17 protein-coding genes and 1 tRNA gene are annotated in these 22958 nt (G+C 64.8%); 5 read left to right on the top strand and 13 right to left on the bottom strand.

The window, feature by feature from the left end; genetic code table 11:
* Positions 1–100: 100 nt before the first annotated feature.
* Together DL1_RS08165 and mnmH are read left to right on the top strand one after the other, a co-directional pair.
* Entirely contained in the window at positions 101–679 is a 579-nt protein-coding gene (locus DL1_RS08165) for a L,D-transpeptidase (protein WP_038064722.1), read from the top strand.
* The gene (gene mnmH, locus DL1_RS08160; protein ID WP_038064720.1) at positions 679–1752 is read left to right on the top strand and encodes a tRNA 2-selenouridine(34) synthase MnmH; all 1074 of its coding nucleotides are present in this window, start codon (positions 679–681) and stop codon (positions 1750–1752) included. The genes DL1_RS08165 and mnmH overlap by 1 nt, the downstream gene beginning before the upstream one ends.
* Here mnmH and selD read toward each other — a convergent pair.
* Positions 1694–3883 carry a selenide, water dikinase SelD gene (selD, locus tag DL1_RS08155; protein WP_038064717.1) on the bottom strand — a complete coding sequence of 730 codons (2190 nt, stop codon included), beginning with the start codon at positions 3881–3883 and terminating at the stop codon, positions 1694–1696. The genes mnmH and selD overlap by 59 nt on opposite strands.
* A gap of 140 nt (positions 3884–4023) precedes the next feature.
* On the opposite strand from selD, the gene DL1_RS08150 reads away from it, so the two are divergent.
* A tRNA-Met gene (locus DL1_RS08150) sits at positions 4024–4100 on the top strand.
* Positions 4101–4283: 183 nt separating this feature from the next.
* The gene (locus tag DL1_RS20830; protein WP_051693425.1) at positions 4284–5633 is read left to right on the top strand and encodes an ATP-binding protein; all 1350 of its coding nucleotides are present in this window, start codon (positions 4284–4286) and stop codon (positions 5631–5633) included.
* Positions 5634–5703: 70 nt separating this feature from the next.
* Here DL1_RS20830 and DL1_RS08140 read toward each other — a convergent pair whose 3' ends face one another.
* From DL1_RS08140 to xdhA, 10 genes are all read right to left on the bottom strand, one after another.
* Positions 5704–7716, bottom strand: a complete 2013-nt coding sequence (locus tag DL1_RS08140; RefSeq protein ID WP_051693424.1) for an OmpA family protein — start codon at positions 7714–7716, stop codon at positions 5704–5706.
* Positions 7717–7909: 193 nt separating this feature from the next.
* Positions 7910–8707, bottom strand: coding sequence for a capsular polysaccharide synthesis protein (locus DL1_RS08135; RefSeq protein WP_038064714.1), 798 nt, complete (start codon positions 8705–8707; stop codon positions 7910–7912).
* Between the two features lie 117 nt (positions 8708–8824).
* Positions 8825–9910, bottom strand: coding sequence for a BMP family ABC transporter substrate-binding protein (locus DL1_RS08130; RefSeq protein WP_038064711.1), 1086 nt, complete (start codon positions 9908–9910; stop codon positions 8825–8827).
* 53 nt (positions 9911–9963) lie between these two features.
* The gene (locus DL1_RS08125; protein WP_038064708.1) at positions 9964–10896 is read right to left on the bottom strand and encodes an ABC transporter permease; all 933 of its coding nucleotides are present in this window, start codon (positions 10894–10896) and stop codon (positions 9964–9966) included.
* Positions 10893–11222, bottom strand: coding sequence for a hypothetical protein (locus DL1_RS08120; protein WP_038064706.1), 330 nt, complete (start codon positions 11220–11222; stop codon positions 10893–10895). Before DL1_RS08120 ends, DL1_RS08125 begins: the two co-directional genes overlap by 4 nt.
* A complete protein-coding gene (locus tag DL1_RS08115; protein WP_038064704.1) occupies positions 11219–12301 on the bottom strand; it encodes an ABC transporter permease in 1083 nt (360 codons plus the stop codon). The genes DL1_RS08120 and DL1_RS08115 overlap by 4 nt, the downstream gene beginning before the upstream one ends.
* On the bottom strand, positions 12298–13812 hold the full coding sequence (locus tag DL1_RS08110; RefSeq protein WP_038064701.1) for an ABC transporter ATP-binding protein: 1515 nt from the start codon (positions 13810–13812) through the stop codon (positions 12298–12300). The genes DL1_RS08115 and DL1_RS08110 overlap by 4 nt, the downstream gene beginning before the upstream one ends.
* Positions 13809–14759 carry a xanthine dehydrogenase accessory protein XdhC gene (gene xdhC / locus DL1_RS08105; RefSeq protein ID WP_038064699.1) on the bottom strand — a complete coding sequence of 317 codons (951 nt, stop codon included), beginning with the start codon at positions 14757–14759 and terminating at the stop codon, positions 13809–13811. Before xdhC ends, DL1_RS08110 begins: the two co-directional genes overlap by 4 nt.
* Positions 14756–17110 (bottom strand): xanthine dehydrogenase molybdopterin binding subunit, encoded by a 2355-nt coding sequence (xdhB, locus tag DL1_RS08100; RefSeq protein WP_038064696.1) that lies wholly within the window; start codon positions 17108–17110, stop codon positions 14756–14758. Before xdhB ends, xdhC begins: the two co-directional genes overlap by 4 nt.
* A complete protein-coding gene (gene xdhA, locus DL1_RS08095) occupies positions 17107–18513 on the bottom strand; it encodes a xanthine dehydrogenase small subunit (RefSeq protein WP_038064693.1) in 1407 nt (468 codons plus the stop codon). Before xdhA ends, xdhB begins: the two co-directional genes overlap by 4 nt.
* A gap of 282 nt (positions 18514–18795) precedes the next feature.
* Here xdhA and dnaE point away from each other — a divergent pair, with 282 nt between their 5' ends.
* Positions 18796–22299 (top strand): DNA polymerase III subunit alpha, encoded by a 3504-nt coding sequence (dnaE, locus tag DL1_RS08090; protein ID WP_038064861.1) that lies wholly within the window; start codon positions 18796–18798, stop codon positions 22297–22299.
* On the opposite strand, the gene DL1_RS08085 is transcribed toward dnaE, so the two are convergent.
* Both DL1_RS08085 and DL1_RS08080 read right to left on the bottom strand, forming a co-directional pair.
* A complete protein-coding gene (locus DL1_RS08085; RefSeq protein WP_038064691.1) occupies positions 22296–22721 on the bottom strand; it encodes a hypothetical protein in 426 nt (141 codons plus the stop codon). The two genes, dnaE and DL1_RS08085, sit on opposite strands and share 4 nt — an antisense overlap.
* The gene (locus DL1_RS08080) at positions 22721–22927 is read right to left on the bottom strand and encodes a SlyX family protein (RefSeq protein WP_038064690.1); all 207 of its coding nucleotides are present in this window, start codon (positions 22925–22927) and stop codon (positions 22721–22723) included. The genes DL1_RS08085 and DL1_RS08080 overlap by 1 nt, the downstream gene beginning before the upstream one ends.
* Positions 22928–22958 lie beyond the last annotated feature (31 nt).

The raw sequence follows: 22958 nt of genomic DNA, 5'->3' as shown, positions 1-22958 counted from the left end.
TCAAAGGCTTGAAAACTTGAGAGCTTGGTGCGGCTTTGATAGCCTTCAGGTTGATTTCGAACCGCATCGCATCGCTTTGCGAAACCTCAGGAGGATCCCGATGGATCGCCGCGCCTTTCTTTTGTCGCTCGCAGCGACCCCCTTTGCGGCCCTGCCGTCCTTTGCGCAGACCTCCCCCGTTGAGACCGCGCCGGCGAAGTCTTGGCCAATTGGGTCGCAATATTATCCGCGCCAAGTCCGGGTGAAGCCGGATCTGGCGGTGGGTTCGATCATTGTCGTGTCTGACAAGTTCTTCCTCTATCATGTGATCGCGCCGGGCGTCGCGATGCGCTACGGGGTGGCTATTGGCAAGTCGGAGTTGGTGTTTCGCGGCAAGGCCGTGGTCGCGCGCAAGGTCAAATGGCCGAGCTGGACCCCGACGCCCGAGATGATCGAGCGCAGCCCCGAGCATTACGCCAAATACAAGGACGGTATGCCGGGCGGCCCGACCAATCCACTGGGGGCCCGCGCGCTCTATCTGTATCAGGACGGCCGTGACACTGCGATCCGCATCCACGGCACGACCGAGCCCAGCTCGATTGGGCATGCAGTATCGAACGGCTGCTTGCGCATGGTCAATGATCATGTCATCGCACTGTTCGATCAGGTGCCGATCGGCACGCCCGTTACGGTCTATTGATGCAATTTACCTCTGTCGCGCAGGTCGCCGGTCTCGATTTCGACACCATCATCGATGTGCGCAGCCCGTCCGAATTCGCCGAGGATCATATTCCCGGGGCGATCAATCTTCCCGTGCTCGATGATGATCAGCGCGCGCGTGTCGGCACGATCTACAAGCAGGTCTCCTCGTTTGATGCGCGCAAAATCGGGGCGGCGCTGGTGGCGCAGAACTCGGCGCGCCATCTGACCGAGGCGCTGGCCGACAAGCCGGGAGGCTGGCGACCGCTGGTCTATTGCTGGCGGGGCGGGCAGCGCTCAGGCTCATTCGCGACGATTCTGCGACAGGTTGGCTGGCGCGCAGAGCTGGTCGAGGGTGGCTACAAAACATGGCGCAAGCTGGTGGTCGAGGCTTGTGGCGCGCCGATGCCCGGCCCGGTCGTCGTGCTGGATGGCAACACTGGCACGGCCAAGACCGATATTCTCAAGGCAGCCGCGGCACAGGGCGCGCAGGTGATCGACCTTGAAGGGCTCGCCAATCATCGCGGCTCGCTGTTTGGCGCGATGGCGGGGGGGCAATCGAGCCAAAAGGATTTCGAATCGCGGCTGGTGCGCGCGATTGCGGCGCTTGATCCGGCGCGGCCTGTGCTGTTGGAGGCGGAAAGCTCGAAGATCGGGGATCTGCAATTGCCCAGCGGGATCTGGGCTGCGGTGCGCTCTGCGCCGCGCATTCGCCTGCGCGCGCCGCTCTCTGAACGCGCCGCCTATCTGGCGCGGGCCTATGGAGATATCACCACCGATCCTGCGCGGCTGACTGCGGTCATCGACAAGCTGCGCCCGTTCCAGCCCGCCGAGCGGATCGAGCGCTGGCTGGCTCAGGCGCAGGCGGGCGATTTTACCACGCTGGCAGGCGAATTGATGCGCGATCACTACGATCAGCGGTATGAAAAGCATCGCAGGCGGCACGCGTTCGACGAGCAGGTGATCGATGCGCCCAGCCTCGCGCCCGAGGCGATAGAGGCGCTTGCCGCTCAGGTTATCGCGCAGTCTGAACGCGCGATCCGTGAACCCGCAGCATCGCCGGGCCAGGGGTGATCTCACCGATCTCTGCCGCCGCGTAGCCCGCTGCGTGCAGCGCTTCCAGAAGAGCGGCCACATCGGCGGCAGGCACGGCTGCCAGCAACCCGCCCGAGGTTTGCGGGTCGTAGAGCAACTCCATGCGCGGACCCGGCGGGCCGGTCACCCGTCCGGCGCAACCCGCGATATTCTGCGGAAGCAAGGTTGAGTGCTGCCCGGCCTCGGCCAGCGCCTCCGCCCCCTCGATCAGCGGAATTGCATCCAACGACAGGCGCGCGGACACATCCGAGGCCATGCACAGGCCCAGCAGATGCCCGGCCAGCCCGAACCCCGTCACATCGGTCATCGCATGGGCATGAGGCGCGAGGATGTCGCTGGCGCGCGCAGAGCTTTGCGCCATCTGCGCCAAGGCACGCGCCACCACCGCACCCGGCGCGGCGCGTGCCATTTCGGCGGCCAGCACCACGCCTGTGCCAAGCGGCTTGGTCAGGATCAGACGGTCGCCCGGACGCGCGCCGCTCTGCCCGATGGGCTGTGCGCACAGCCCGGTCACGCTGAAGCCCAGCTCCAACTCGGCACCCATCGAGGTATGCCCGCCCACGAGATCCGCGCCCGCTTCGCGAAACGCCTCTGACGCGGCACCCAGCATTTCGGCCAGCGCGCGTGCGCCCATCTCCTCGGATTGGCGCGGCAGGGTGACCTGCGCCAGCGCGGCCTGCGGGGCGGCCCCCATCGCCCAGGCATCGCTCATGGCGTGAAGGGCTGTGATCCGGCCCAGCAGCCACGGATCTTCAGTAAAGGCGCGCACGTGATCGGTGGTGAAGACCTGCGCGCCCGACCCATGCGCAAGGATCGCGGCATCATCGCCCGGCCCCGAGAGCACATCGGCGCGCGCGGGCGCAGGCAGGCCAGAGAGCGCGCGGCGCAAGGCCTCCCCGCCCAGCTTTGCTCCGCAGCCGCCGCAAAGCGGCTTGTCGCCCAGCACCGCCTCCATGCCCTGTGCACGTGCGCGCGGCAGGGGGGGGCCGGGCATCGCGGGCAGCTCCCTGAGCCGCGCCATGAAGCGCTGGTCGATCCGGTCCTTCCAGCGCCAGAGCCATGCGCCATCGAGCGGCAGGCCCCATTTATCCGCAACCGCCCCCTTTCCCCCGGTCGAGATCAGCTTGAGGTAGTCGCGCTGGGGCCGATAGCCGCGCATCGCGCCGCCCGACAGCGCGGCGCGCAGGTTGTGATAGAGCGGCTTGGCCGCGCGCACCGCGTAGACGCCGGCCTTGGGGCGGGGGGCGTGGCTCAGATGTGCGATGTCGCCCGCAGCGAAGATGGCTGGATCAGAGCTTTGCAGGCTTGGCCCCACCGAAACATAGCCCTCATGCAGCGCAAGCCCGGTCTCTGGGAGCCACGGCGCGGGACGGGCGGCACCCGTGGCGATGATGAAATCCGCCGTTTCGGGCCGCCCATCCGCCAGATGTATCTCGCCCTCGCTGGCACCTGCCAGAGCGGCATTGGTCTGGATCGCAACACCGAGCCGCGCGCAATGCGCCAGCAGCCGCCCCCGTGCGCCCGGTCCAAGCGCGCGCAGCACCTCTGTCCCAGCCTCATAGACCGTGATCTGCGCATCGGGCAGGCGATGCGCGCAGGCCATCGCGAGCTCGATCCCGGCCACCCCGCCGCCCGCAATCGCGATCCGCGGGGTGCTGGGCGCGCGTGCGAGAAAGCGCTCCCACGCATCGGCAAAGCGCTCGAGCGGCTTGGCAGGTGTGACATGGGCGGCGAATCCCGGCAGATCGGGCATCTCGGAGGTGATACCAATATCGAGCGAGGCCACGTCATAGGCAATCGGCGCGCGACCCGGCACGTGGATCTGTCGGCTGGCCCGGTCGATCCCGCGGACTTCCCCCAGCACCAGCCGCGCACCGGCATGGCGCGCGAGTTTCACCAGATCGAGCGCCAGCGCCTCGCGCGGGTAATGCCCAGCGATATGGCCGGGCAGCATGCCCGAATAGGCCGCCGTCGGGCCGGGGTTGATCACGGTCAATCGGACACCGGGCAGCGGGCGCATGCCCCACATCCGCAAGACGAGCGCATGGGTGTGGCCGCCCCCGATCAGGACAAGGTCGCGGGTGAGGGGCAAGGGGGCTGCGGGCGTCATGGTCTCTCCTATGGTCTCTCCTGCCTAGCCGTTGACCACCCGCGCGCCAATCGCGAAATGGCGCAAGAGACAAGCCATGCGGTTTTCGCGCAAAACGCCCTTGACGGGCGGGACGGCTTTGCCTAGTTAGCGCACGCAGTGGCTAGGTAGCTCAGTTGGTTAGAGCACACGACTCATAATCGTGGGGTCGGGGGTTCAAATCCCCCCCTCGCCACCACTTCACTTCCTGAGTGAAATAATGCGCCCACTGGGCGCATTTTTCATATTCGCATCGCATGCTCGGCGCAGAGCGGATTGCACAGAAGACCCGCTTCGCGTGGAAAAGCGCCGTGCGGGACCCGAATTGCCATGTAAGACGCGAATTTTTCTGTAAGCTTCCGGAAAACTGGCAGGCTGCTCTATGGATGCGAAAGGCGAGATCGACCGGCTCTTAGAGGTCGAGTATAGCAACTGGATCGAAGTGGTGTTTCGGTTCGGGCTCAGCATTGGCACGGTCGCCGTTCTTTATTTCTATACCGGCTGGATATCGACGCTCGTCTGGATCGCTCTCTATATCGGGGGGCATCTGCCCTATTATCTGTTTCTCAAACGCAGCATCGCGCGCCCTTCGGAGGTGCGGCTGATCATCTGTATCGCGCTCTATCTATCCCTGAGCGCCGTCTTCCTATCGATGCCGGTCTACCTGATCGGCTACGAAGATATCGCGCTGCGGGTTCCGGGCACCGTGGCGCTGGTCGGATATATGATGTTCCTGCTGCGCCGCGCCGATGGGCCGCCTTTGATGGTCGGCGGGCAGATCGTCGTCATCGGGTTGGCCTTTGTGGCAACAATCTATCTGATCACCTCGCATGCTGATGAGTTCGTCGTCAAAGTGGTGCTGTGTTTTTGCTTTGCGGGCGTCTTCGTCTATTTCGCGCAGGCGCTTTTGGCGACCCGGGCGCATCGTCTGCGTTCTCAACGCGCCGCCGAGGCCTCAGTCCAGCGTCAAAAAATGGAGGCGATCGGCCAGCTTGCAGGCGGTGTGGCGCATGATTTCAACAATATCTTGACGGTGATTCTCGGCAATCTGGAGCTGCACGAGATCTCGCAGGATCCGCGTGAACGCCGTGAGATGATCGCAGCGGCGCGCGAGGCGGCTGAGCGGGCACGCGGGACGGTCGCGCAATTGCTGAGCTATTCGCGCAAGGCCAAGCTGGTGCCTGAGCCCAGAGATCTATCCGATATCGTGCGTGATTGCGTGCAGATGGCGCGTCCGCTTTTGTCCTCGGGCGTTGTGCTGGGACATGAGATCGGGGCGCCCTCTCTGCCGGTGCGGATCGACCAGAACCAGATGATCACCGCGCTTTTGAACCTCGTGATCAATGCGCGCGATGCGGTCCATGGGACCGGACGTATCTGGCTGACATGTGATGTGATCGAGATCACTCGATTGACGCGCGCGCTCGACGGGGCCGAGATCGCGCCGGGGCTTTATGCGAAGGTCAGCGTACGCGATACCGGCCCGGGCATTCCCGAAGAGCTGATCGATCATGTGGCCGAGCCGTTTTTCAGCACCAAGCCGGTCGGGGCAGGCGCGGGGCTGGGGCTGCCAATGGTGCTGGGTTTTGCTCGCCAGTCCGGCGGGTTCGTGCAGATCGCAAGCTCGGAGGCTGGCACCGAGGTTTCGATCCTGCTGCCGATGATCGCCCGCGAAGAGGTCCCGCCCGCGCCTATGCCAGCACTCCCTCCCTATCCGTGTCGCAAACACTGAGCCGAGAGTGCGGCGCATGAAAACGGGGGCGCCGATCTGGCGCCCCCGGTCCCAATCGCGTGGCGATCCGTCAGTTCTGCGCGACGCGCAGCAGATCGGTGATCCGGCGCACGGCGGCACGGCGGTTGGCCTCGGAGGGGCCATCGGTCTGCACCTTCAGGTCCTGCTCGCCATAGCCCTGCACGACGAGGTTCTCAGAAGGCACCCCGAAATACTCGCTCAGCGCCAGCGCCACGGATTCGGCCCGCCGGTCAGAGAGCGCGAGGTTGCTGGCCGCGCTGCCGACCGCATCGGTGTGACCTTCGATCAGGAAGATCTCCCGCGGGTTGTCGGCGATCCGGGCTTGCAGGGTCTGTCCGAGGGCTGCGAGCGCGCGTGCCTGATCGGGCTGGATCGCGGCCGAGCCGGTGGGGAAGGTGATATTGTCCACCGCCACGGCTGGGGCCAGATCGCGGACCTGACGGATATCGCGCACCTGTGCCAGCGTGAAGGTCCGGTCGACGCGCGCCTGCCGATCAAGGGCTTTGCGCAGCGCGGCTTCATCGCTTGAGCTGACCGAGACGGTCGGCGCGGCTTTGGGCAGGTTCGAGACATCGACAGGCTGGGTGCCCGTGGCATCGTCGATCAGCAGGTAGCGTTCGCCATTGGGCTGGATCAGCGTGCGTTTGAGCATCCGGCGCTGACCGTCATAGACGGTGACGATCTGTGATCCATCCTCTTTGGTCACGATGGTACGCGAGGAGCCATCGGCAAAGTCCTGCGTGCGGATCCGTGCGCCGGGCTGACGCAGCAGCGCGTTGTCATCCTTGACCAGCGCATAGGAGCCGTCCTGATTTTGCACGACCACGCGGTCGCCCGAATTGACGGCAACCTTCGAGCCATTGTTGAGCAACGCGCCCACGGCCAGTGCGCCAAGCCCCGCCACGGCGGTGGACTCCAAAAGGTTCAGCCCGCGCTCTTTCTTCTTGGCAGGTTCGGCTGTTTGGGTCTCGGTCGTGGACTTGCCAGAGACGCCGGTTGCAAAATCCTCATCCGAGGAGCGCGCATTTTCCTTTGTGATCGTCTCTTCGCGCGCCGTCACCTCATCCGCGCCGGGATCATCGGCGGAAGACGAGAGCGCCTCGTTCTCGACCGGGGCCCCGTCGGCGGCCTGCTTGTTGTCGGCAAGCGCTTTCTCAAGCACCTGCGCGGCGGCGGGGGCATCCTTGGCCTCCGTATCGGTCGCGGCCTGATCGCCCTCGGCTGTGGCATCGCCCGATGCCGTGGCCTCGGTCTGAGCATCTGTTGTCGCGGTGCCATCACTGGTGGGCGCCGGTTTGGCCTGTGCCTCGGCATCCGTCTTGGCGGTGGCATCGCCGGAGGCCGTGTCGTCAGCCTTGGGCTGTTCTGTCTCCGCCGCTTTCGGCGCGGGTTTGTTTTCGGGCTTGGGGGCCTCGGTGGTGGTCTCGGCCTCGGTGCCAGCCTTCGTGCCCTCAGGCTTTTGCCCTTCGATCGCGGCCTTGGCAGCAGCGTCGGCATTGTCCTGCGTCATCGGCGCGGCGTCGGTCGTGGCGGTATCCGCGTTAGTTCTGGCTTCAGCTTCGGGCGTCGGCGCGGTGTCGTCCTGCGCTTGCGTCTCCGCATCGGCTTTCACATCTGCCTGAGCGCCAGCTTGGGCTTTCGGTGCCGCATCTGTCTCTGCCTTGGCTGAGCCGTCTGCCTTGGGGGCCGGTGCGGGTGTCGCCTCGGGCTCGGCCGTCGCAGAGCTGTCCGCTTCAGGGGCCGGTGCGGCGTCAGCTTCGGGCGCAGGTTTCGTTTTGTCCTGCGACGGGGCAGCGTCAGCCTCGGCCTTGGGCGCGGGGTCTGCCTCGGGTGCAGGTTGCGCCTCTTCCGGCTGAGCCTGCGCGGCGTCTCCTTCCTTGGCTGCATCGTCGGCGCAGGCCTTTTTTGCATCTGCGTCGGACTTACCATCGGCAATCGCCTTGGCGATGCAGGCTGTCTGAGCGGTCGCATCGGTTTGCGCAAAACTCGCCACGGGGATCGTGGCAGGCATCAAAGCGGTCAGCCCTGCAACGAGGGCGGTCGTGGTCTTGAGCGTCTTCATGATGTCTCCCTTCAGCACGGCAATCAGCCGCGTTTCCGGGGTTCAACGTTGTGTGATCATCCGCTGTTCCGGATTGCGTGGGGCATGCGCGAAGAACTGCTCACCCCGCATGAAGGAACTTCAGGCATTCCCGAGCCCTTTGATCGCAAGCTGAGAGGGGGACAAACGCCGTGCGCGCTGTGGCTTTTGCTCTTTAGGCAAAGATCTGATCGGGGAAGTCGAGGCGCCAGTTGAGCTTGTGAAGCGGGCTGATTGCCCGGATCTGCCCAAACTCGCTTTCGGACAGCTCGTGGATGCCCCCGAATTGCGCGATCTGCCCCAGAACATGCGCGGGCACCGCTGAGACTCTTGGCGTTTTGCGCCATGTCTCGGCACTGGCAGGGTCTTGCTGGATCTGCGCCTCAAAGAGGTAGTGAAAGAAGAAATACGGCGCGAAACGGGTTTTGGCATAGCCCGCTTGCGAGACCGCCCAGAGCGGGTCGCGCAGCGCGTGGGCGCGCGCCTTGCGCGCGGGGATGTTCCAGCGCGCAATCCCGCTGAACCCGTTGAAAATCTCGCGATCGCGCGACCAATAGGCACAGAGCGTCTTGAGCAAAAGCCCGAGAATTTCCGAGCGCGGCTCGGCGGCGAGGCACCAGCTGGAAATCAGCCGGTCCGCACCGGGATGGGCGAAGGCAAAAAAGCCCGATGGCGCGACCTTCTGAGGCAACCAGTCTTCCAAGGGCGCCACCAAAAGGCAGGTGGCGTCGAGCCAAAGGCCGCCTTGCTCATATAACAGCTTGGTGCGTAGGATGTCCGAGGCGGCCTGAACCGGGATCTTGCGATCACCAAGCCCCAGCTCGGCCAGATGATGCGCCAGACCGTCGGCCTCCAGCGCGTTGACGGTGAAATTCGGGGCATGGCGCTGCCATGAGGCGCGGGTCTGCGTGACTAAGGCCGGGGCACTGTCCCAACCGGTATTCCAAAGCGCGTGAATGACCTGCGGGATCATGATGACATCCTCAACGGCGTTGACCTCTCTGCCCGGACGAGTTCCGGGCGGGGCGAGCGTGGGACAGTGTCGCGCATTGGGCCCACACTCTGCGCGGGCCCAATGCAAAGGGTGGCCTTATTTCGGCGCTTCTGCGGTCATGCCTTCGACATAGAAGGTCATGGAATGCAGCTGGTCATCGGTCGCCATTTCGCCATCGGCAAGGAAGACCGAGCCGTCTTGCTTGTTGAGCGGGCCGGTGAAGGGATGAACCGCGCCCGAGGCGATGTCGTCCTTGAGCTTGAGCGCTTCGGCTTTGACCTCTGCAGGCACCGCGTCGGAGATCTCGCCGATCTCGACCATGCCGCTGTCGATCCCGCCCCATGTGGCTTCGGATTTCCACGTGCCATCCAGCATGTCCTGGACGCGCTTGGTGTAGTAGGGGGTCCAGTTGTCAATCGTCGAGGAGACGCGCGGCTTGGGCGCAAAGCTCGACATATCCGAGGCCTGACCGAAGGTGATGACGTTGCCCGCCTCCTGCGCCTTGGCTTGCGGTGCGGTGGAATCGGTGTGCTGGAGCAGAACGTCGACCCCATCCGAGATCAGCGCCGAGGCGGCATCGGCCTCTTTCGCCGGGTCGAACCATGTATAGGCCCACACGACCTTCATTTCGACATCCGGGTTGACCTTTTTGGCAGCGAGATAGGCGGCGTTGATGCCCTGATAGACCTCGGGGATCGGGAAGGAGCCGATATAGCCGATCTTGTTGGTCTTGGTCATCCGCCCGCCGATCGTGCCCTGAATCGCACGGCCCTGGAAGAATTTGGCGTCATAGGTCGCGAGGTTCTTGGCCAGCTTGTAGCCCGTCGCATGCTCGAACATCACATTGGGGAATTTCTTGGCGACGTTCACGGTGGCATCCATGAAGCCAAAGGAAGTCGCGAAGATCAGCTTGTTGCCCGCAAGCGCAAGCTGGGTCAGCGCGCGCTCGGCATCGGGGCCTTCCGGCACGTTCTCGATATAAGAGGTCTCGATCTTGTCGCCAAACGCCTTCTCAAGCGCCTTGCGGGCCTGATCGTGCTGGTAGGACCAGCCCATATCGCCCACCGGACCGACATAGATGAAACCGACCTTCAGCGGCCCGTCTTGCGCCAGCGCGGGGACACCCGCGCCTGCGACAACGGCCGTGGCGGCGGTGGTTTTCAGAAAGGATCTGCGGTTCATTTGTATTCTCCCAGCTACAATTTCGGCCGCTTTCGGGCCTATGGATAGATGCCTCAGCTCGAGGCGTGAAAGGATTTGCCAAGGCTGGCAGGGGCGGCCTGCACGCCGTGGCGATGGATGGCCGACAAGATCACCAGAACGACGATGGTGATCACGTAAGGCGCCATGGACAGGATATGGACGGGGATCGCGTAGCCCGCCGCCTGCAACTGCAATTGCAATGCCGTGATGCCGCCGAACATATACGCGCCCAGCAGCACCCGCCACGGGCGCCAGCTTGCAAAGACCACGATGGCAAGAGCGATCCAGCCCGCGCCTGCGGTCATGCCCTCGGTCCATTGCGGCACGCGCACGAGGCTCAGATAGGCGCCGCCCAGACCGGCCAGCGCCCCGCCAAAAGCCAGCGCTGCAAAGCGCACCGCGACGACGCGGTAGCCAAGTGCATGGGCTGCGTCATGGCTCTCGCCGACCGCACGCAGGACCAGCCCCACACGGGTATAGCGCAGCACGATCCAGACCACGACGACCAGCAAAAGCGAGAGATAGACCATCCAGTCATGCGAAAACACGATCCGGCCCAGCACCGGGATGTCAGAGAGCGGACCGAAGTCGATCTTGGCCGTGGGCGGCGGGCGCACGCCCTCATAGCCCTTGCCGATCAGCGCCGACAGGCCCAGCCCGAACAGCGTCAGCGCAAGGCCGCTGGCCACCTGATTGGACAGGAAGATCTGGGTGATCACGGCGAAAAGCGTGGCCATCAGCGCCCCGGCAATTGCGCCGCCCAGAAAGCCCAGAACCGGGTTGCCGGTGGCGACGGCTGCGGCAAAGCCCGCGACCGCCCCCATGATCATCATCCCTTCGACCCCGAGGTTGAGCACGCCCGATTTCTCCGCGACCAACTCGCCCGTGGCCGCCAGAAGCACCGGGGTAGAGGCGCTCATCAGGATTGCGATGAGGCCGATGATATCGATCCCGCCAATGATCATGCGCCCGCTCCTTGTCCAAGGGTCAGCACCGAGCCCCACAGCCCGTAGCCCCAGATCAGCCCCGCGACCAGACCGCCCAATGCCAGATACCATTCGCGGCGGCGCATGTGAGGCATGCGGGTTGTGGGCTCATCGCCGCGCCCGCCGAGCCGGGCGAACAGCGCCTGCGAGAGCCGCCCCACGCTTTCGAGCACCACAAGGAGCACAACGCCGATCAAGACCAGCATCCACAACACGCTGAGCAGCGTCACCAGATACCACAGGCCGAGCCCGGCCAGCAGGCCCGCCAATGCGATGACCGGAAGATGGAGAGAGGGCAGCTTCATGCCACGGCCCTCCGTCCCAGACGCACGCGGAAATTGGTCAGCACGTCAAAGCCCAGTAGGAAGAACAGGAGCATCCCCTGAAACACCTGGATCGCCGCCGAGGGAAGGCCAAGCGTCAGCTGCGCCATGTCGCCGCCAATATAGGTCAGCGCCATCAGCAGCCCCGCCAGCAGGATGCCCACCGGATGCAGCCGTCCGAGGAAGGCCACGATAATCGCGGTAAAGCCGTAGCCCACGTTGAAACTGTCGGTGATCTGGCCCGCCGGTCCCGACACCTCGAACATGCCCGCAAGCCCGGCCAGCGCACCCGCAAAACCCAGCGAGATCATCACCAGCCGCGCAGGCACCACACCTGCGAAGCGCGCCGCGCGCGGGGCCTCGCCCGCGACGCGGATGCGAAAGCCCATGATATGGCGATGCATCAGGATATAGGTGAAGATCACGGCCACCAATGCGGCCACCACGCCCCAATGCAACCCCGTGCCCGCGATCAGCTCGGCATTATGGGCCGAAGGGTAGTCTTGCAGATTGCGCGAACCGGGAAAGCCATAACCCTCGGGGTTCTTGAGCGGGCCAAAGGCCATATAGGCCAGCAGGTTTTCCGCCACATAGACCAACATCAGCGATACGAGGATTTCGGAGGTGCCGAACCAGACCTTCAACAGCGCCGGGATCATCGCCCATAACAGCCCGCCAATGGCGCCCAGCACGATCATGGCCGGAAACAACCAATGGCTTTCCGCCGGGTACATGTGCAGCGCAAGCCATGCCGAGGCGAGCGCGCCCATGATATACTGACCCTCTGCCCCGATATTCCAGATGCCCGCGCGAAACCCGACCGCGAGCCCGCAGGCGATCAGCACCAGCGGCCCTGCCTTGACCAGAAGCTGGCCCCGGAAATAGGCGGCGTTCTCGCCAAATAGCGGCTCGTAAAAGATCACACGGATCGCCTCGACCGGGTGCTTTCCCAGCAGTGCAAACAGCAGCCCGCCCGCGATCATCGTAGCGATCACGGCGGCCACCGGCGTGGCATAGCTCCAAAAGCGCGAGGGGTTGGGGCGGCGGATCAGGGTGATCATAGCTGTGCCTCCTGCATGCCGTGTGCCCCGCCAAGCATCAGGCCGACCTCTTCGATCGTCAGCCCCTTGGTGGCACGCGGTTCGCTTAGGCGGCCTTCATTGAGCGCGGCAAACCGGTCTGCGACCTCCATCAACTCGTCGAGATCCTGACTGATCACGATCACCGCAGCCCCTTTCGCGGCCAGATCCAGCAGCGCCTGCCGGATCGCGGCGGCGGCGGCGGCATCGACGCCCCAGGTCGGCTGGTTCACGATCAGCACTTCAGGGGCCTGCAAAACCTCGCGCCCGATGACGAATTTCTGCAAATTGCCGCCCGAAAGCGCCCGCGCGGCCACGTGGGGGCCCGGCGTGCGCACGTCGAACCCGGTGATGACGTCTTGCGCAAAGCGCTCGGCTGCGGCCTGATCGACAAAGCCGTTGCGCGTCAGTTTCTTGCGCAGGGTGCCGGTGAGAATGGCGTTTTCGGTGAGGCTCATCGCGGGCACGGCGGCATGGCCCAGACGTTCCTCCGGGGCTGCCAGAACGCCGCGCGCCCGGCGCGGGTTCGGCCCCAGTCCCGAGATATCTTGGCCGCGCAGCCAAAGCGTGCCCGCCGCTGACACCCGCTCGCCCGAGAGCGTGGCCAGCAATTCCTCCTGGCCGTTCCCAGCCACCCCGCCAATCCCCAGCACCTCGCCCGCGCGCAACTCAAAGCCGATCTCCTTGAGCGAGGGGCCGAATTGCGACATCGGCGGCAGCGACAGCCCGCGCGCCTCAAGCACGACATCGCCCAGTTCCCGATTGGCCCTGTCAGTGACGTTGAACGCCCCCCCGACCATCAGCTCGGCGAGCTCGCGCGCGGTCTTCTCACGCGGGTTGCAATGGGCCACGACCTTGCCGCCACGCAGGATGGTCGCGCCATCGCACAAGGTCCGGATTTCTTCGAGTTTATGAGAGATATAGAGGATCGCCGTGCCCTCTTGGGACAGTTTGCGCAAGGTCTTGAACAGGATCTCGACCTCTTGCGGCGTGAGCACGCTGGTCGGCTCATCCATGATCAGAAGCTTGGGATCTTGCAGCAGGCAGCGCACAATCTCGACGCGCTGACGCTCGCCCGCAGAGAGATCCCCGACAAGGCGCGCCGGATCCAGAGGCAACCCGTAATCATTCGAAATCTCACGAATTTTCGCCGCCAGCTGACGCATCGGCGGTGGCGTCTCCATCCCCAGCGCCACATTCTCGGCGACGTTTAGCGCCTCAAACAGAGAGAAATGCTGAAACACCATCGCGACACCGGCGGCGCGGGCCGCACGCGGATCGGCGGGGGTGAAGGCCTGACCGCGAAACCGCATCGTGCCGCGGTCGGGTTTGACCAAGCCGTAGAGCATCTTGACGAGGGTCGATTTGCCCGCGCCGTTTTCGCCCAGAAGCGCATGCACCTCGCCTTCGCCCACAGCGAGCGCCACGTCGTCATTGGCCACGACACCGGGATAGGCCTTGGTCAGCCCCTCGATCTGCAACAGCTCGCTCACCCGGCGCGCATCCCTCTTTCACTGGCAGTCTGCACTGCATTCTGCTCTCTCACTAGCGCGCTCGCAACGCTCAAGGCAATGGCCTGAGGGTGCTTCCCAAGGGAAGGATCGCCTATCGGGCAGGCAATGCGCAAAATTTGTGCATCCGTATGGCCAAGTGCCGCAAGACGTTTGCGAAACCGTGCCCATTTCGTCGCCGATCCGATCAGCCCTAGGGCGCCGAAGCCATGGCTCAGCAACCGATGGCACAGATCGAGATCCAGCGCATGCGAATAGGTCAGCACAAGGTGATGCGCGTGGCGCGGCGCCAAAGATGCCAGCGTCGCCGGGTTCTCCGCGATCAGCGGCGTGATGCCCTCGGGGATCGTGTCGGGAAACCGCTCTGCATGGCTGTCGGCCCAATGAATCGCGAGATCAGGCAGCGGCTGCATCACGTTCACAAGCGCCCGACCGACATGACCCGCCCCCCAGATCCAAAGCGGCAGCGGCGGCGGGGCCACGCGCTCGATCAGCCAGCCCTCGATCATCATCGGCGGCACGGCACCCCTGTCGCGCGCCCGCGCCAGCGCACGGGTGACCGCCAGCGGCATCGCCTCCGTGCGGCCCAGTGTGCGGCCCAATGCGCGGGCATGCCAGTCGCCTTGGACCTGCGCGATGCGCGCGCTGTCCCATGCCTCGTAGCCCAGCGTGACTGCGCCTCCGCAGCATTGCCCCATCGCAGGGCCAAGCGGCACGGCCTCAAAGCCCGAGCGTCCCGCGCGGGCGGCAGTGATCGCGGCCAGTTCCAGCGCGCCGCCACCGATCGTGCCCACGATCCGGTCGGGCCAGACCAGCATCGCGGCGCCTTCCTCTCGCGGGGTCGAACCCTGTGCGCGCGCCACCACGACGCGGGTGAAGGGCCCGTGCGCCGAGATCATCCGGGTGAGATAGGCGGGATCGAGGCTCATGGCGTACCCCGCGCACGCTGCACAGCCGCCAGCACCGCCTCGGGCGTGGCGGGCGTTTGCAGATCGGGCCATTCGGGGCCGCAAGCCCGGCAGGCATCGCTGAGCGCCAGCCACGCCGAGATCGCCAGCATGAAGGGCGGCTCGCCCGTCGCCTTGGAGCGAAACACCGTCTCCTCGCGGTTCGGCTCATCCCAAAGCGCCACGTTGAAAACCCCCGGCCGATCCGAACAGGCCGGGATCTTGTAGGTCGAGGGCGCATGGGTGCGCAGCCGTCCTGCATCGTCCCAGACCAGCTCTTCGGTGGTGAGCCAGCCCGCGCCCTGCACATAGCCGCCCTCGATCTGCCCGATATCAATCGCGGGGTTCAGAGAGCTCCCTGCATCATGCAAGATATCGCAGCGCAGGATCCGGTTCTCGCCGGTCAACGTGTCGATCACCACCTCGCTCACCGCCGCGCCATAGGCGAAATAGAAAAACGGTCGACCTTGCCCCTTGAGCCGGTCCCAGCTGAGCTTTGGCGTCGCGTAGAAACCCGTCGAGGACAGCGAAACGCGCGTTTCATAGGCCCGCTTGACGACCTGCTTGAAAGGCAGCTCTTGGGCCCCCGCGCGCAGCATCCCATCGGCGAAATCGACCGCTGCGACCTCACAACCGACCTCACCGGCAAAGACCTCCGCAAGCCGCCCCCGGATCGTCTCGCAGGCAGCCTTGATCGCCATCCCGTTGAGATCGGCCCCCGACGAGGCCGCCGTGGCCGAGGTGTTGGGCACTTTGTCGGTGGCGGTCGCCGTGATCCGCACGCCGCTATCGTCCACGCCAAAGACGCTCGCTGCGATCTGACAGATCTTTTGATGCAGCCCTTGTCCCATCTCGGTCCCGCCGTGATTGAGCTGGATCGAGCCGTCGGAATAAACATGGACCAGCGCGCCCGCCTGATTGAGATGGGTGAGCGTGAAGGAGATCCCGAATTTCACCGGCGAGAAGGCGATACCCTTCTTCAAGATCGGATTGCGCGCATTCCAGTGATCCACTGCCGTGCGCCGCGCCGCGTAATCCGAACGCGCCAGCAGATCCTGCGTCAGGCCGTGCAGAATGAAATCCTCGACCGGCTGGCCATAGGGCGTGGTCTGCATCTTCGCCTTGGTCGAAATATCTTCGGGGGGGGCGGGCAAGGCATCGGCCTTGTCCGCGGGGGGCAGACGGCCCCCCGACCGCTCGGTGTAGTAATTGAGCCGCCGGATTTCGAGCGGATCGCGCCCCATCACATGGGCGAGGTGATCAAGCGCTGCCTCGGTCGCGAGCATCCCCTGCGGCCCGCCAAAGCCCCGAAAGGCGGTGGCGGATTGGGTGTTGGTGCGCAGCCGGTGGCTCTCGACGCGGATATTGGGCAGGAAATACGAACTGTCGGCATGCAGCATCGCGCGGTCGCAGACCGGCAGGCTGAGATCGGGCGACCAGCCGCAGCGCGCGAGATGGGTGAACTCGGCGGCCACGATCCGGCCCTGCGCATCGGCGCCGAGCCGGTAGCGCACCTGAAAATCGTGCCGCTTTCCGGTGATCGTCATATCGTCGTCGCGGTCATAGCGCATCTTGCAGGGCCGTCCGGTCAGGCGTGCTGCCACCGCGCAGGCCACCGCGAGCGCATTGCCTTGGCTCTCCTTGCCGCCAAAGCCGCCGCCCATCCGGCGCATCTCGACGCGCACGTCATGCATCGCACAGCCCAAGGCGTCGGCCACCTTATGCTGGATCTCGGTCGGGTGTTGGCTTGAGCAGCGGATCACCATGCCCGGATCGTCGGGCAGCGCGAGTGCGGCCTGACCCTCAAGGTAGAAATGCTCCTGCCCGCCGATATCGAGGCGGCCCTCGACCTGATGCACGGCACGGCCAAACGCGGCTTGCACATCGCCGCGCGCCCAGATCACCGGCGCGCCCTCGAAATGGCTGTCGGCCGCGAGCGCCTCTTCGACCGTCAGGATCGCGGGGCGCGGGGCATAGGTGATCTTGGCCAGCCGCGCCGCCTTGCGCGCGGCAATATGGCTGGTGGCCGCGACCAGAAAGATCGGTTGGCCCACGTAATGCACCGTGCCCTCGGCCAGTACCGGTTCGGGATCGGGTGCGGGCGAGGCGTTGTTGGCAAAGGGCATATCGGCGGCGGTCAGCACCGCCACGACGCCGGGCGCTGTGCGCACCGCGTCGAGATCGAGAGCGGTCAGATCGGCATGCGGTTTGTCTGACAGGCCGAAGGCCAGATGCAACGTGCCCGCAGGCGTCGGGATGTCATCGACATAGCGGGCCGCGCCGGTGACATGGAGGCGGGCGGACTCGTGGGGGCGGGTGGAACCGACGCTCATGGCTGCACCTCAAGGATCGAGGGCGCGCCCTGCGCCTCATGCAGATAGCGCAGCACCATCCCGCGCGCGGCAGCCATCCGGTAGTGATCCGAGGCGCGCATATCCGAGAGCGGCTCGAAATCCTGTGCAAGGGCGGGCAGGGCGGCGGTGAGCGCCGCTTCGGTGAAGGGCTGCCCGGTCAGGGCGGCCTCCAGAGCTGCGGCGCGTTTGGGGATCCCCGCCATGCCGCCAAAGGCGATGCGCGCGGCGCGGATCTGACCTTCGGTGATCTCAAGATTGAAGCAGCCGCAGACGGCAGAGATATCCTGATCGAACCGTTTCGAGAGCTTGTAGCAGGCGAGCCCCGTGACGCCCTTGGGCAGGGTGATGCTCTCGACGAATTCGCCGGGCTGGCGGTCTTGTTTGCCGTATTCAAGGAAGAAGTCTTCAAGCGGCAGATCACGGCGCGTATCGCCAAGGCGCAGCGTGAGCCGCGCCCCCAATGCGATGAGCGCAGGCGCGCCATCGCCAATGGGCGAGCCATTGGCGATATTGCCGCCGATTGTCGCGGCCTGACGAATTTGCTCGGAGGCGAAACGGCGAAGCAGTCCCGCCAGCGCGGGATAGGGGCCCTCCATCGCCGCGCGCAGCGCCGCAATCGTCACCCCGGCCCCGATCACATAGCTCTCAGGCGTCTCGTCGATCTGCTGCAGATCCCGGCATTGGCCCAGAAAGGCCACCGGCTCCAGCGTCCGCAATTGCTTGGTCACCCAAAGCCCGACATCGGTCGCGCCTGCAATCAGCGTGGCATCGGGATGGGCGCGATACCAGCGGGCCAGCGCATCCGCATCGGCGGGCAGGAAGGGGGGCTGTCTGCCCCCCACGGCCTCGGCTGGCGCCGCGACCGTTCCCCCCGAAGATACTTGATCCAAGGTGAAAGGAGTATCGTGCATCCAGTCCGGGACAGGCGCGGTTTTGGCCGTCTCGGCGGCGCGGATGATCGGGGCGTAGCCGGTGCAGCGGCACAGGTTGCCTGCAAGCTGATCGTCGTAATCGCTTTGGCCATTGAGATGGGCCGCAGCCAAGCTCACCACGATGCCCGGCGTGCAAAAGCCGCATTGCGAGCCGTGATGGTCGATCATCGCCTGCTGGACCGGGTGCAGCGCGCCCGCAGGGCCCGTGATCCCTTCAATCGTACGCAGGGCGCGGCCCTGCAGATGGGGCATCATCATCAGGCAGGCATTGAGGGGGTGTGCGCCGTCGTGATCGGTGACGATCACCGAGCAGGCGCCGCAATCGCCCTCGTTGCAGCCTTCCTTGGTTCCGGTGAGGCCTTCGGCACGCAGCCAGTCAAGCACGCTCTGGGTCGGATCGCTGATCACGACGCGCCGGGTTTCTCCGTTGAGAAGAAACGAAATCTCCATGGACTTAATCCGCCGCGTTACCCTGTGTCCCAATCCGGGCACGCCCGCTCGATGCGGCGTAGAGCAGGCGACCCGTTGGCCAGCAAAGCCGATGCGGGGCGCGCTTGGCAAGGGGCGAGTGGCCGATTGTGCCCGCAGCGTCAGCATTGGGTTACTTTTTGGGCGTTGGCTGCGTGTTCCGGCGCGGCACTGGGCGCGCTGCCGCCCGGTCAGCGCGGCGCACAGGCGCTGAGGTGCGGATTGGTGCTTTTCGTCGCAGCGCCGCCCCCCTATCTTGGCGCCATGACCAGCCCCCGATTCATTCATCTGCGCGTCCATACCGAGTACTCTTTGCTCGAGGGTGCGGTGCCCGCCAAGAAGCTCGTGAAGATGTGCGAGGCGGCGAAAATGCCTGCCGTCGCCGTCACCGATACCAATAACATGTTCGCTGCGCTGGAATTTTCCGTGACCGCGCAGGGGGCGGGGTTGCAGCCGATCATTGGCTGTCAGGTCTCGGTCGAATATGACCCCGTGCAGCCCGGGGAGCGCCCGCGCGCGCCCGCGCCTGTTGTGCTGCTCGCGCAGAGCGAGCGGGGCTATGAGAACCTGATGAAGCTCAACTCGTGCCTCTATCTCGACAAGCACGGGGCGCAGGTGCAGGTCACAATCGAGGAGCTGGAGCGCTATAGCGAGGGGCTGATCTGTCTCAGCGGCGGGTCGGACGGCCCGGTCGGGCGGTTGATCCGCGACGGCAAGACGGACTCCGCGCGCGCCCTTCTGGAGCGGCTCGCGGCGATCTATCCGACACGGCTTTACGTCGAATTGCAGCGCCATCCGGGCGAGGGCGGCGCGCTGCCCGAGGCGGAGGCCGTGACCGAGCGGCCTTTCGTCGAATGGGCCTATGAGATCGGGTTGCCGCTGGTTGCGACCAATGATGTCTATTTCCCCAAAGCGTCGATCTACGAGGCGCATGATGCGATGATCTGCATCGCCGAGGGGGCCTATGTCGATCAGGCACAGCCGCGCCGCCGCCTGACACCTCAGCATTACTTTAAATCCGAGGGCGAGATGGTGGCGTTGTTCGCCGATCTGCCCGAGGCGATTGAGAATTCGGTCGAGATCGCGCGGCGCTGTGCTTTTGCCACCTATCGCCGCGATCCGATCTTGCCGAAATTCGCCGATGACGAGATCGAGGAACTGCGTCGTCAGGCCAATGAAGGACTGCGCGACCGGCTTGCGGTGATCGAGCATGCGGTGCCGGTCGCCGAATATGAGGCGCGGCTGCAATTCGAGCTGGGAATCATCGAGCAGATGGGCTTTCCGGGTTATTTCCTGATCGTGGCCGATTTCATCAAATGGGCCAAGGAGCACGACATTCCGGTCGGTCCGGGTCGGGGCTCGGGGGCGGGTAGCCTTGTGGCCTATGCGCTGACCATCACCGACCTTGATCCGCTGCGCTACTCGCTGCTTTTCGAGCGGTTCCTGAACCCCGAACGTGTCTCGATGCCCGACTTCGACATCGACTTCTGCATGGATCGCCGCGAAGAGGTGATCCGCTACGTGCAAGATAAATACGGTCGCGACAAGGTGGGCCAGATCATCACCTTCGGCGCGCTGTTGTCCAAGGCGGCGGTGCGGGATGTGGGCCGGGTCTTGCAGATGAGCTATGGACAGGTCGACAAGCTCTCCAAGATGATCCCGGTTGAAGGGGTCAAGCCGGTCTCGATCGAAAAGGCGCTGGCCGATGAGCCGCGTCTGCGTGAGGCTGCGCGCAATGAAGAGGTGGTCGCGCGGCTGCTCGATTACGCAAAGGCGATCGAGGGGCTGTTGCGCAACGCCTCGACCCACGCCGCCGGTGTCGTGATCGGCGACCGGCCCATCGACGAGCTGGTGCCGCTCTATCAAGATCCGCGCTCGGATATGCCCGCCACCCAGTTCAACATGAAATGGGTCGAGCAGGCGGGGCTTGTGAAGTTCGACTTTCTTGGCCTCAAGACGCTGACCGTCGTGCAATCGGCGATGAATCTGATCTTCAAATCGGGCCGCCCGCTGCATGTCGATGCGCAGGGCAACCAGCTGTATCAGCCCGCCGAGGGCGCTGAGAACCAGATCAACCTGATCCCGCTCGATGACAAGAAGACCTACGAGCTCTATGCCGCCGCCAAGACCGTCGCGGTGTTCCAGGTGGAATCGGAGGGCATGAAATCGGCGCTGCGCCAGATGAAGCCCACCTGTATCGAGGATATCGTGGCGCTGGTGGCGCTGTATCGTCCCGGCCCGATGGAGAACATCCCGACCTATTGCGAGGTCAAGAACGGGATCAAGAAGATCACCTCGGTCCATCCCACCATCGACCATATCCTTGAGGAAACCCAAGGCATCATCGTTTATCAGGAACAGGTGATGCAGATCGCGCAGGTCATGGCGGGCTACTCGCTCGGCGGCGCGGATCTGCTGCGCCGCGCGATGGGTAAGAAGATCAAGGAAGCCATGGATGCCGAACGCCCGAAATTCGAGGCGGGTGCGGCCAAGAACGGCGTCGAGAAGAAGAAAGCCTCGGAGGTCTTCGACCTTCTGGAGAAATTCGCCAATTACGGCTTCAACAAATCCCACGCGGCTGCCTATGCCGTGGTCAGCTATTACACCGGGTGGCTGAAGGCCAACCATGCCGTCGAGTTCATGGGCGGGGTGATGAATTGCGATATTCACCTGACTGAAAAGCTGGCCGTCTATGCCGATGAGGTGCAGAAAAAGCTCGGGATCGAGATTATCCCGCCCTGCGTCAACCGCTCGCTCGCAAGCTTCGATGTCGTCGATCAAAAACTGGTCTACGCGCTGGGCGCGCTCAAGAATGTGGGCTCGGATGCGATGCAGATGATCGTGGATGCGCGCGAGGCAGGCGGCGCGTTTGCCGATCTGTTCGATTTCGCGCGCCGGGTCGATATGAAACGTGTGGGCAAGCGCCCGCTTGAGATGCTGGCGCGGGCCGGGGCGTTCGATCTGCTCGATCCGAACCGCAAACGGGTCTTTGAGTCGCTCGAATCGCTGATGGCGTGGTCGGGGGCCGTGATCGAGGCGCGCGATTCTGCGCAGGTGTCGCTCTTTGGTGAGGCGGGCGACGATCTGCCGCCGCCGCGTCTGGCCGATACCGATGACTGGTTGCCGGGCGAGCGGCTGTCCGAAGAGCACAAGGCCATCGGCTTTTACCTCTCGGGCCACCCGATTGAGGATTACCTCCCCGCGCTCAAGCGCAAGAACGTGCTGAGCTGGGAGGACGTGCAGCGCAAGGCGGTGGGCGGTCCCTTCGTCACCAAGATCGCGGGCGAGGTCGCTTCGGTGCGCGAGAAGAAATCGGCCAAGGGCAATCGTTTTGCCTTCGTGGCGCTGTCCGATGCCTCGGGCCCCTATGAGGTGGCCTTCTGGTCCGAAGCGCTGGAGGCCTGCCGCGATGTGCTTGAGACCGGCAATCTGCTGGTGTTGACCGTCAAGGTGGAGGTCGATGGCGAGTCGGTGCGGATGGTCGCCTCCTCGGCCCAGCCGGTCGAGAAAGCCACGGCGGATGCGGGCTCCTCTGGATTGCTGATCCATGTCGATGATGCTGGCGCGCTGGGCTCAATCGCCTCGCTGCTGGGCCGGATCGAGCAGGAGGGCAAGATCCGCTCGCGCGGCCCGGTGCGCTTCATGGTCTATGATCCCGACCGCAACTGCCGCTACACGATTGCAGCAGGGCGCGACTTTCCGGTCAATCCGCAGGTCAAAGGCGCGCTGCGAAGCCTGCGCGGGGTGGCCGAGGTCGAAGAGGTCTAAAGCCGCTCCGAGATCGAGGAAAGCCGCAGCGAGATCGCGGCGGCCAAGGCCAGACCCGCCTCTCCCCAGCGCAGCGCCGCCAGCTGCATGGCGCGGTCCTGCGCATCGGTGGGCTCGATCAGCGCGGCCTCGATCAGCCACAGCTCGATCCAACCGCTGGCGGCAAGGGCAAGGCTCAGCACCAGCGTCAGCGTAATCAGCCAGCGCGCCTGTCGCTGACCGGTGAGCTTCCAGCCCAGCCATGCGAGGATCGGGATCAGCAAGAAGATTTGCACCACCATCGCGCCGGTCGCCTGCCATGCCTCGAAACGCAGCATCGCGCCGCGCAGATCGGTTGATCCGGGCCAGATCAGCAGCGCGAGATAGACCAGCATCTGCAGCCCGACCAGCGTCGCCGCAAAGATCCACAAGCCGCGCATCATCACCAATGCGGCGGTTTCTGATCGGCCAGCGGGATCGTCCCGCCGCCCTCGACTTCGCGCTCAGCCTCGCGCTCCATCAGCAGCCCAAGTTGACGCTCGAGCCGCTCGATCCGGCGGGTCTGCTCGACCACCACGTCCGAAAGATCTTCGACCGTTCGCGTCAGATGGGCGATCTCTTCTTCCGCCCGCTCAAACCGATCTTGCATGTGATGTCCCTATCGCTTGCCGGGGCCTGCC

The organism is Thioclava dalianensis (genome assembly GCF_000715505.1).
Taxonomy (GTDB): domain Bacteria; phylum Pseudomonadota; class Alphaproteobacteria; order Rhodobacterales; family Rhodobacteraceae; genus Thioclava; species Thioclava dalianensis.
The sequence above is the reverse complement of the archived record's forward strand: the minus strand, read 5'-3'. Positions and strand labels throughout refer to the sequence as shown.